General features: G+C 69.5%; 10 protein-coding genes and 1 pseudogene. 6 read left to right on the forward strand and 5 right to left on the reverse strand.

The features are described 5' to 3' along the window. The 3 genes and pseudogenes from HOV91_RS37070 to HOV91_RS37080 all read left to right on the forward strand — a co-directional run. Window positions 1-216, forward strand: a pseudogene (locus tag HOV91_RS37070) (hypothetical protein); the annotation flags it as partial. Next, entirely contained in the window at window positions 216-953 is a 738-nt protein-coding gene (locus HOV91_RS37075; protein WP_174189875.1) for an ESX secretion-associated protein EspG, read from the forward strand. The pseudogene HOV91_RS37070 and the gene HOV91_RS37075, both read left to right, overlap by 1 nt. Before the next feature lie 35 nt (window positions 954-988). Beyond that, complete coding sequence (locus HOV91_RS37080) at window positions 989-1,429, forward strand: DUF6841 family protein (RefSeq protein ID WP_174189876.1); 441 nt, start codon at window positions 989-991, stop codon at window positions 1,427-1,429. An 82-nt stretch (window positions 1,430-1,511) separates the two neighbouring features. Here HOV91_RS37080 and glyA read toward each other — a convergent pair whose 3' ends face one another. From glyA to HOV91_RS37095, 3 genes are all read right to left on the reverse strand, one after another. Next, window positions 1,512-2,807, reverse strand: coding sequence for a serine hydroxymethyltransferase (glyA, locus tag HOV91_RS37085; RefSeq protein WP_174189877.1), 1,296 nt, complete (start codon window positions 2,805-2,807; stop codon window positions 1,512-1,514). Between the two features lie 122 nt (window positions 2,808-2,929). After that, window positions 2,930-3,331, reverse strand: coding sequence for an LmrA/YxaF family transcription factor (locus tag HOV91_RS37090; protein ID WP_174189878.1), 402 nt, complete (start codon window positions 3,329-3,331; stop codon window positions 2,930-2,932). 140 nt (window positions 3,332-3,471) lie between these two features. Continuing rightward, complete coding sequence (locus HOV91_RS37095; protein WP_174189879.1) at window positions 3,472-4,671, reverse strand: DUF885 domain-containing protein; 1,200 nt, start codon at window positions 4,669-4,671, stop codon at window positions 3,472-3,474. Between the two features lie 181 nt (window positions 4,672-4,852). Here HOV91_RS37095 and coaA point away from each other — a divergent pair, with 181 nt between their 5' ends. Beyond that, the gene (gene coaA / locus HOV91_RS37100; RefSeq protein ID WP_063051178.1) at window positions 4,853-5,785 is read left to right on the forward strand and encodes a type I pantothenate kinase; all 933 of its coding nucleotides are present in this window, start codon (window positions 4,853-4,855) and stop codon (window positions 5,783-5,785) included. A 6-nt stretch (window positions 5,786-5,791) separates the two neighbouring features. On the opposite strand, the gene HOV91_RS37105 is transcribed toward coaA, so the two are convergent. After that, window positions 5,792-6,391 (reverse strand): hypothetical protein, encoded by a 600-nt coding sequence (locus HOV91_RS37105; RefSeq protein WP_174189880.1) that lies wholly within the window; start codon window positions 6,389-6,391, stop codon window positions 5,792-5,794. A 61-nt stretch (window positions 6,392-6,452) separates the two neighbouring features. After that, the gene (locus HOV91_RS37110; RefSeq protein WP_174189881.1) at window positions 6,453-7,232 is read right to left on the reverse strand and encodes an isoprenyl transferase; all 780 of its coding nucleotides are present in this window, start codon (window positions 7,230-7,232) and stop codon (window positions 6,453-6,455) included. A 169-nt stretch (window positions 7,233-7,401) separates the two neighbouring features. Here HOV91_RS37110 and trhA point away from each other — a divergent pair, with 169 nt between their 5' ends. Then, on the forward strand, window positions 7,402-8,103 hold the full coding sequence (trhA, locus tag HOV91_RS37115; RefSeq protein WP_438822724.1) for a PAQR family membrane homeostasis protein TrhA: 702 nt from the start codon (window positions 7,402-7,404) through the stop codon (window positions 8,101-8,103). Between the two features lie 193 nt (window positions 8,104-8,296). Next, window positions 8,297-9,925, forward strand: coding sequence for an adenylate/guanylate cyclase domain-containing protein (locus tag HOV91_RS37120; RefSeq protein ID WP_174189882.1), 1,629 nt, complete (start codon window positions 8,297-8,299; stop codon window positions 9,923-9,925). Window positions 9,926-10,003 lie beyond the last annotated feature (78 nt).

Here is a 10,003-nt window from a genome sequence, read left to right on the forward strand (position 1 = left end):
GCCCCGGCCGCGTCCCAGACACCGTCCGCTCCGGCGGGACGCCCGGGAGCGCCGGGCGTCCCCGGCTACTCGGGCATGGTCCCGCCCGGTATCCGCGGCAGGCGCACCGACGACGACGAACACAAGTCGCCGAAGTACCTGCGCACCGAGGAACACGCGAAGGAACTGCTCGGCGAAGTGCAACCGACCGTGCCGCCCGCCCTCGGAGAGAAGTGATGGCGCAGTGGTCGCTGTCGGCCGAGCAGTTCGCCGCGGCATGGTTCGCGACCGGCCTGGATCGGATGCCCTTCCCGTTCCGGTTCACCAGCCGGTTCCCCGGCCTGCACGAGTACCAGGAGTACCAGCGGCAGTTCCGCGCCGAGCTGGACCAGGCCGAGCGGCTGCCCCTGCGCGGCGCGATCGCCACGCTGGCCGGCCCCGACTGGCGCATCGAACTGGTCGGCTACGACAACACGCGCGAGGGCGTCGAACTGCGCGCCGTCGCCTGCGGAACACGCAGCGGATCCGGTGTGCTGGCCGTGCAATCACCCGCGCCCGACGGTGGCCGGGTCCGGCTGCGCCGCTGCCGAGTCGACCAGCTCGCCACCGAAGTGGTGCGCCTGCTGCCGGAAGCACCGGCCGGAACGGTGGGTGAGAAAAGCTTCCTGCTCGATGATCTCAACGACAATCGCCCCGATCTGTTCGGCAACGCGCCCGCCAGCCAAGCCAAGGAACGCTACCGGCGTTTCTGGCGGCAGTCGTGCACCACGCGCGGCACCGTCGTCGTGCTGCTGGGCCCGCGCAACGACGCACCGCTGCGGACCGGCCGCCTGCGCTGGATCGACACGACCGACGGCCGCTACTGCGAGGTGCCCGCCAATCGCGCCCTGATGATCCGTCCCGGTACCAGCGCCGATATCGCCCGATACCTCGATGAGTCGATCGTGCGGGCGAAAGCGCGCATGGATCGGTAGTTCCGGATCGCCGCGTCGGCTCGTAGGTTGATGCCATGGCAACTCGGGACGAGATCGAGGCATTCCTGGTCGAGTATCAGCAGGCGTTGAGCTCGTTCGACGCCGAGCGCTCGACCGCGTTGTGGGGCACGCCGGGCACGATCGTCGGCGACGGATTCGTCGGCTCGCTGTCTTCCCGCGCGGACATGGCGGAGGGACTGCGCCAGTCCTATCCCTTGTATCGAGCGCTGGGACTCGCGCGGGTCGACCACACCTTGCTGGGGCAGGTCGAGCTCACCGGGCGCATCACCCGCCTGCACGTTCGATGGCACTTCTTCGACGCGGCGGGCGCGATGCTCACCGACAGCGATTACGAATACCTGCTGCGGCGCGATGACGACGACGTGCTGCGCGTCTATGTCGCCGTCGCCATCGACGAAATGCAGAAACTCACCGAACTCGCCGCCGCCAGAGGGATCGAGATACCGGGCTCCTGAGCCCCCGAGCGCGATTGTCGCGACCGACGCTCCCGGCTCCGCACATCCGACGAGCGGCGGATGTGCGAAGCGGGTGCGCGGATCAGCCCAGCAGGCGCCAGTCCTCCAGGCCGTCGTACAGCGGAACGTCCTGCGCCAGCTTGCTCACCCGGGCGCGCAGCGCGTCGAGGTCGGCGGTACCGGCCAGCGCACCCGCGATGATGTCGGCGACCTCGGCGAACTCGGTGTCGCCGAAGCCGCGGGTGGCCAGGGCGGCGGTGCCGATCCGCAGACCGGAGGTGACCATCGGGGGACGCGGGTCGAACGGAACGGCGTTGCGGTTCACCGTGATACCGATCTCGTGCAGCAGGTCCTCGCCCTGCTGACCGTCGAGTTCGGAGTTGCGCAGGTCGACCAGCACCAGGTGCACGTCGGTGCCGCCGGTGAGCACGCTGACGCCCTTGTCCTTGACGTCGGCGGCGGTGAGCCGCTCGGCCAGGATCTTCGCGCCCGACAGGGTGCGCTCCTGCCGGTTCTTGAACTCCTCGCCCGCGGCGATCTTGAACGCGACGGCCTTGGCGGCGATGGCGTGCATGAGCGGGCCGCCCTGCTGGCCTGGGAACACCGCGCTGTTGAGCTTCTTGGCGTACTCCTGCTTGGCCAGGATCAGGCCGGAGCGGGGGCCGCCGAGGGTCTTGTGCACGGTCGAGGACACCACGTCGGCGTAGGGCACGGGCGAGGGGTGCAGACCGGCGGCGACCAGACCGGCGAAGTGCGCCATGTCCACCCACAGGTACGCGCCGACCTCGTCGGCGATCGAGCGGAACGCCGCGAAGTCCTGGTGGCGCGGGTAGGCCGACCAGCCCGCCACGATCACCTTCGGACGCGCTTGCAGAGCGATCTCGCGCACCTCGTCCATGTCGACGCGGTGGTCTTCCTTGCTCACCCCGTAGGAGTGCACCTCGTACAGCTTGCCGGAGAAGTTCAGGCGCATGCCGTGGGTCAGGTGACCGCCGTGCGCGAGGTCGAGGCCGAGCAGCTTGTCGCCCGGATCCATCAGCGACATCAGCACCGCGGCGTTCGCCTGCGCGCCGGAATGCGGCTGCACGTTGGCGAATTCGGCGCCGAACAGCGCCTTGGCGCGATCGCGCGCGAGGGTCTCCACCACGTCGACGTGCTCGCAGCCACCGTAGTAGCGCCGGCCCGGGTAGCCCTCGGCGTACTTGTTGGTGAGCACGCTGCCCTGCGCCTGCAGCACCGCGCGCGGCACGAAGTTCTCCGAGGCGATCATCTCGAGCGTGTCGCGTTCGCGGGCGAGTTCGCCTGCCATCGCGGCAGCGAGCTCCGGATCGAGCTCACCGAGAGACTGGGAATTGACAGAGGCGGTCGTCTGCGTCACGGCCTCAGTCTATGGGCCGGGGGGCGATCCCTCGAGCAGGGGGTTCATCCCTCCGTCAGCACAGCGGGCCACGCCACCCCGGGGTCGTGACCTACGCCACCCTCGCGCGCCCGCCGGGACATTCAGCGCGACCCGCCGCCCTCCGGCAGATAGTGCGCCGACAGCACCGTCAGCTGCCGCTGCGCGTCCTCCAGCGGCCGCGTGGACTTCATCGCCCGCGCCTGGACGATGGCGCCCTCCATCGCACTGAACGCGAAACTGCTGAAGGAGCGGGCTTCCTCGGCGGGCACGCCCGCGGCGACGAGCGCCGCGCCGAGGCGTTCGTGCCAGGCGGCGAAGACCTCGCCCGCCGCGGCCTGTACCCCGGGTTCGGACTCGGCCAGTGCGGCCGCGACGACCGGGCAACCGGCGCGATAGCACGACCCACCCGACCGGTCCCGATCCGCGCCCGCCCCGAATTCATGGGGCGAGACGAGCCGTAACGAACGGTGGTGCGCCGACCGGTTTCCCTGGTGAGAGTTCACGATCACCTGACGAAGGAACGAACATGGTCGGCTTGGTCTCGGTACCCAACTCCCCCGTCGAGGCGCTGCTGCGCACCCTCTCGCTGCTGCTGTGCAGCATCTCCGCGGGCGGGCAGGGTTGCGCGGTGATCCAGTAGCGCTTACGCCGCGGCGCGCACCGCCCCGGGTGTGAGCGGCTCGTCGAGCAGTCTGCGGAAGCGATCGGCCCGGTCTCCGGCGTCGACCGCGCGATCGAGCCATCCGCCCAGCAGCCGGTACCCCTCCACGTAGGTGGAGATGTAGGCCCGCCACAGCGGCGAGGACAGGAACCGCAGCGACTGGCGCGCCCGTTCCGGCGTCGTCAGGCTCCAGGTCTGCAGGAACTCCACGACCTCGTCGTGGGTGCGTCCCCGGTCGTGCAGCAGCAGCGCGGCGTCCTGGCGCACGCCCAGCAGCTTGGCGGAGGCGTTCGAAAGCCGTTCGGCTCGTTCGCCGTCGAAGCGCAGCCCCAGATCCGCGTAGATCTCCTGCGCCCACTTGCCCCACCCCGGCCCGACGATCGAGCGCAGCGCCAGATCGGCGAGGCCCTCGGCCATCAGGCACTGCGGAGTGTTCACCAGGAACAGCGTCTGCTCGGCCTGCCCGGCGGCGACCAGCCCGGCCTCCTTACGGCAGTGCTCGGTGTGATGCCCCGGGTAGGACTCGTGCGCGATCAGCTGCGGCAGGTGTGCCATGTGCTGTTTGAGGTCGGAGTTGATCGCGACCCGGGAGTGGTAGTTGCCCAGGTAGTAGTTGAACCCGGACCAGGGCTTGTCGCCGACCACCTCGTAGGCGACGTGCTCGTGGTCGGGCAGCGGGTAGCGGGCGCGGACCAACTCGCGCAGCGCGCTGGAGAACGCCTCCACGCAGGCCGGCAGTCGCTCCGGCGGGATCTCGTCGGCCTTGCGATGCGCGGCCACCCGTTCGGCCAGCGGCCCGTCCCCGGCGAGCACCTCGTCCATCTGCCGGTGCGCGTCGCGGTAGTCGTCCACGTCGCCGGGTGCGATGTCGACGTCGAAGTACGCGCGCACCTCCGCGACGAACCCGATGTCGTCTCCGGCGAATTTCCGCCCGGAACATTCCAGCGCGCGCAGGTGCACGTCGAGGAATTCGGCGCGCTCCGGCGCCAATCCGGCCTCCGGCACCGCGGCGCGCAACTCGGCGGCCCGCCGGGCCAGCTCCCGCGGCTGCGGCGCGGGCGCGTTCCGCACCTCGCGGCGCAGCGCGGGATCGCCGGTGTAGGCGTCCACGAACCCTTCCTCCAACCGGTCGAAGGCGAGGCCGAGCCGCAGGTATTCGGTCACGAGCGGATGCGCTTCCATGCCAGCCGACATTAGCGGCTCGCACCTGGCTCATCGAGTCGGTTACCAACCGGTAGTGGTACCCCGCTCATCCCACGACGGTGACGCGGAGCAGAATTCGGCTATGCGGCGACAGCTAGACCGAATCTCACCGGATCCGCACGGTAACTGTGCGTGTTTGCCGAAACGGAGTGTCGGGTAAGTGGCACGAATGAGCGAGCCGAGTCCCTACGTGGAATTCGACCGGAAACAGTGGCGAACCCTGCGTAAGTCGACTCCCCTGGTGCTCACCGAGGAAGAGCTGATCGGCCTGCGCGGCCTCGGAGAACAGATCGATCTCGAGGAAGTCGCCGAGGTCTATCTCCCGCTCGCTCGTCTCATCCACCTGCAGGTGGCCGCGCGTCAGCGGCTGTTCGCCGCGACCGCGACCTTCCTCGGCGAAACCCATCCCGACCAGCAGGTTCCTTTCGTTATCGGTGTCGCGGGCAGCGTCGCGGTGGGCAAGTCGACCACCGCGCGCGTGCTCCAGGCGCTGCTGGCGCGCTGGGACCACCACCCGCGGGTCGACCTGGTGACCACCGACGGATTTCTCTATCCCACCGCGGAACTCACCCGGCGCGGCATCATGCACCGCAAGGGTTTCCCGGAGAGCTACGACCGCCGCAAGCTGCTGCGATTCGTCACCGAGGTGAAATCCGGCGCCGCCGAAGTGTGCGCACCGGTGTATTCGCACATCTCCTACGACATCGTGTCGGGCAAGCTGCACTGCGTGCGCCAGCCCGACATTCTGATCGTGGAGGGCTTGAACGTCTTGCAGACCGGTCCGCGCCTGATGGTCTCGGATCTGTTCGACTTCTCGATCTATGTGGACGCGCGCATCGAGGACATCGAGAAGTGGTACGTGCAACGATTTCTCACCCTGCGCAACACTGCCTTCGCCGATCCGAACGCGCATTTCCACCACTACTCCGGATTCACCGACGAGCAGGCGACCGCCGCCGCCCAGGAGATCTGGAACAACACCAACCGGCCGAATCTGGTGGAGAACATTCTGCCCACCCGCCCGCGCGCGACCCTGGTACTGCGCAAGGACGCCGACCACAGCATCAATCGGCTGCGGCTGCGGAAATTGTGAATTCGCTTACAATTTCCACGCCTCGTCCAGGCGCCGGGCCACATCGATATCGCGGACCGCGGCGATGTGCGGCTTACGGATCTCGGCGGAGACGTAGCGGGCGACGAAACGCCTGATCTCGTGGTCGACGCTGGCGAGGATGCGCAGCAGCTGGCCGCGCTTGGTGGCGGCGGCAACGTCGACGCGCACGTCGCCGGGACGCGGCTCGGCGATGTCGATCACCACCCGCAGCGGAGCGGCCGTGCGCACCGTCAGGTGCAGGTGCACGGTGCCCTCGGCGTGGAACCGATGCCGGTCGACCGCCAGGTCCAGCAGCAGGTCGAGGTCCAGGGGGATGATCAGCTCGAAGGCGAGTGGCTCCCCGCCGTGGCGGCGCAGCCGCGCCGAGCCGAGCTGGACCTCGGCGGTCACCTTGGCCAGCCGCGCCGGGCCCACCCCGATCGGCCCGAAATCGAATGCGGTGCCGGTCAACTGATCGAACGCGCCGCGGATGCGCTCCTCGGAGGCGGCGTACTCCACGAAACGGCTACCGAACTCCGCATAGCTGATCGAGTCGCCCGATCCGTGCGGCACGGCTTCGGCGGACCGGTGGTCGAACGAGCTCATGAGACCGCACGGTACGCGAGAAGGGCGAACGTCGAGCCGGATTCACCCCACCAAGATCGAATCAGACGCCGAAACGGCGATGGCGCGCGGCGAAGTCGCGCAGCGCCCGCAGGAAGTCAACCCGGCGGAACTCCGGCCAGTACGCCTCGGTGAACCAGATCTCCGAGTATGCGCTCTGCCACAGCAGGAAGCCGGACAGCCGCTGCTCGCCGGAGGTGCGAATGACCAGGTCGGGGTCCGGCTGGCCGGAGGTGTAAAGGTGCTGGCCGATGGCGTTGACGGTGATCGACTGCACCAGGTCCTCGCCGGTCTCGCCCGCGGCGATCTCCTGGCGGACCAGCGAGCGCACCGCGTCGGTGATCTCCTGCCTGCCGCCGTAGCCGACCGCGACGTTGACGTGCACGCCATCGCGTCCCTCGGTGCGCTCGGCCGCGGTGCGCAGCCGCTTGGCGATCAGCTCGGGGAAGCCGTCGAGCGAGCCGACGATGCGCACGCTCCAGTCCTGCTCCGGCGCGGACAGCTCCTCCACCACGTCGGTGATCACCTCGAACAGCGTCTCCAGTTCGTCCGGATCGCGCTGGAGGTTCTCGGTGGACAGCAGGTAGACGGTCACCATTTCGATGCCCTCGGCCGCGCACCAGCCGACCAACTCGGCGATCTTGAGCGCGCCGACCCGATGCCCGTGACTGACGTCGGTGAAACCGTTCTCCCGCGCCCACCGGCGATTGCCGTCACACATCACCGCGACATGCCGGGGATGTTGTTTGCCGGCCAGCTGCCTGGACAGCCGGGCCTCGTAGATGCGATACGGCAGACCCCGCACCTGACTCGGAAGTTCCACGCGGGCAACCCTACGCCTCGACGACACGATCCCGGCATCGACCGCGATACGCCGGTACAGTGGCCGTGAGCCCACAAGTTACGGTTGCGTAGGTTACCGACGGGTTAGCCAGCGGCTCGTCCCGTCCCCGACTCGGCCCCGCGCGACCGCGCCTTACCAGGAGGTACTCGTGTCCGACGCGGCACCGGTTACGGCGGTCCCCGATTCGGCGAGTGAAGCGCTCGCCGAGGCGCTGGTCAAACCGCGATTGCGGGGCTGGATCCATACTTGGGCGGTCGGCGTCGCCGCGATCGCGGCCGTGGTGCTGATCGCCACCGCCACCACGGTCTCGGCGACCGCCGCATGGTCGACGCTGATCTATGGCCTCACGGTGTGCGGGCTGTTCGGCGTCAGCGCGGTCTACCACCGGGTGACCTGGCCCACCCCGCGCGCCCGCATCCGGATGAAGCGAGCGGACCACTCGATGATCTTCCTGTTCATCGCGGGCAGCTATACCCCCTTCGCCCTGCTCGGCCTCCCCGGGCGCACGGGGCAGACGCTGCTGACGGTGGTCTGGGCGGGGGCGCTGGCCGGCGTGGCGCTCAAACTGCTGTGGCCGACCGCTCCCCGCTGGGTCGGCGTTCCGCTCTACCTGCTGCTCGGCTGGGCCATCGTGCCGGTGGCCGGGCAGCTGAACGACCAGATCGGCATCGCGCCGCTGATCCTGCTGCTGATCGGCGGCCTGTTCTACAGCGGCGGCGCGATCCTCTACGCCACCAAGTGGCCCAACCCGTGGCCGGACGTCTTCGGCCACCACGAGTTCTTCCACGCGGCCACGGTGCTCGCGGCACTGACCCACTACGCGGCGGTCTGGCTGGTGGTGCTGCGGTGAACGCCTAGAGTCGACGGGGAGTAGGACGAAAAGGGGGCGAGATGACCGGGAAACCGCCTGCGCCGGTCGTCCTGGTCCTATGCTGCTCGTTCGTGTTCCTCGTCGCCGCCTGGCGCATCGCCCCGCCGCTCGGCGCCACCGCACCGGAGCCGGGGCCCAGCGGCGGGCCTCGTCGATCGGGGTCGCGCCTCCGATGATCGCGAAGCTCATCGTCTGGGCACTCAAAGCGCGGGGTGGCCTGGCCGCGCTGGTCACCACGGCGAACCTCAGCGGCCTCGCGGTGATCGTCACCCAGCTGTGGCTGAACGGATTCCTCGGCCGGCTGGGCCCGGACTGGCTGCGGGCACTCGTCTTCGTCGGCATCTACCCGGCGGTGGGGTTCCTGGTTGGCATCATGCTCGCGGTGCGCGACCGGAAGGTGTATTTCGGCTGGCTCGACGCCGGGCGCAAACCGACCGAGGTGGAGGCGCGCCGCCTGCTGCTGCTGCCCATCGCGATCAGCATGCGCGCGCTGGCCCTCTGGATTCCCGGCGTGATCGTGGCGACCGTGACCTTCGCGCATCTGAGCCCGGACAACGACCCCGGCGTGACGGCGGCGCTGTTCACGATCGGCGCCTTCGAATCGGCGGCGGTCACCTTCCTGATCGTGGACCGGCTGATCCGGCCGACCATCCCGGTGGTGGCCGGGGTACTCGGCTGGACGATGCACTGGAGTGCCTCGGTCCTGGTGCGGGTCGTGTTGACCTGGGCGGTGGCGGCGGCGCTTCCGCTGCTCATGCTGATCGTCGTGCTGGCCGACCCGGCCGCGGCCGCACCCGACCGGGTCCGCACCGCCATCTACCTGTCCGCGGTCGGCATCGGCGTCGGCGCGCTGGCCACCGCGTTCCTCGCCCGCTCGGTGGCCGCGCCGATGCGCACGCTGCGCCGCGCGCTGGACCGGATCGCCCAGGGCGACCTCGGCGCCCGGGTGCCGATCGGCAGTACCAGCGAGATCGGCCGGTTGGAGCACTCGGTCAACGAACTGGCCGCGAACCTGCGCGAGCGGGAGCGGATGCGGGAGGTGTTCGGCAGGCACGTCGGGACGGAGGTGGCCGAGCGCGCGCTCGCCCGCGGGGCCGACCTCACCGGCGACGTACGCGAGGTGTCGGCGCTGTTCGTCGACGTGACCGGCTCGGTGGAACTGTCCACGGGGCTGCCGCCGCAGGAGTTCGTTGCCAAGCTGAACCGGCTGCTCGCGACCGTGGTCGCGGCGACCGAGGAGAACAACGGCCTGGTCAACAAGTTCGAGGGCGACGCGGCCCTGTGCGTCTTCGGAGCACCGATCGCGCTGCGCGACAACGCGACCCCGGCTCTGCGGGCGGCACGCCGCATCCGCGACGAGGTGATCGCCGCCGGGGAGCTCGACATCGGGATCGGCGTGGCGCGCGGGCCGGTCTTCGCCGGTGACGTCGGCTCCGATACCCGGCTCGAGTTCACCGTGATCGGCGACGCCGTCAACGAGGCCGCCCGCCTCACCACGGCGGCCAAAGAGGTGCCGCGGCGAATCCTGGTGAGCCAGGCGGTGATCAATGCCGCCGCCGAGCACGAAAGCGCCAAGTGGACGTTCTACGACACCATCGTGCTGCGCGGTATGAGGGAGCCGACGGTCTGCTGGACCGACAGCGACGTCTCCGGTTCCCACCCCGACTCCACTGACACCCGCACCGATCTACCCGAGCTGCCGCCGGACACCAACCCGGTCCTCGAAATCCACACCGCCGCCCCCGCCCCCGAAGACGCCAGGACGCCGGACACCGAACTCGACGTGCCGCCTCGGCGTTAGCCGCCTATTTCGCCCACGCGCAGTGGAGCGCCGCTTGCCGCTAGTTCCGTTGCAGCGCCGTGCGGAGCTGGTCCGGAG

Source organism: Nocardia barduliensis (assembly GCF_013315795.1).
Lineage (GTDB): Bacteria > Actinomycetota > Actinomycetes > Mycobacteriales > Mycobacteriaceae > Nocardia > Nocardia barduliensis.

Excerpts from the sequence above, each read along its gene's own strand:
- HOV91_RS37075 (WP_174189875.1), top strand. The coding sequence starts at position 216 with ATGGCGCAGTGGTCGCTGTCGGCCGAGCAGTTCGCCGCGGCATGGTTC.
- HOV91_RS37080 (WP_174189876.1), top strand. The coding sequence starts at position 989 with ATGGCAACTCGGGACGAGATCGAGGCATTCCTGGTCGAGTATCAGCAG.
- HOV91_RS37095 (WP_174189879.1), bottom strand. The coding sequence starts at position 4,671 with ATGGAAGCGCATCCGCTCGTGACCGAATACCTGCGGCTCGGCCTCGCC.
- HOV91_RS37105 (WP_174189880.1), bottom strand. The coding sequence starts at position 6,391 with ATGAGCTCGTTCGACCACCGGTCCGCCGAAGCCGTGCCGCACGGATCG.
- HOV91_RS37120 (WP_174189882.1), top strand. The coding sequence starts at position 8,297 with ATGATCGCGAAGCTCATCGTCTGGGCACTCAAAGCGCGGGGTGGCCTG.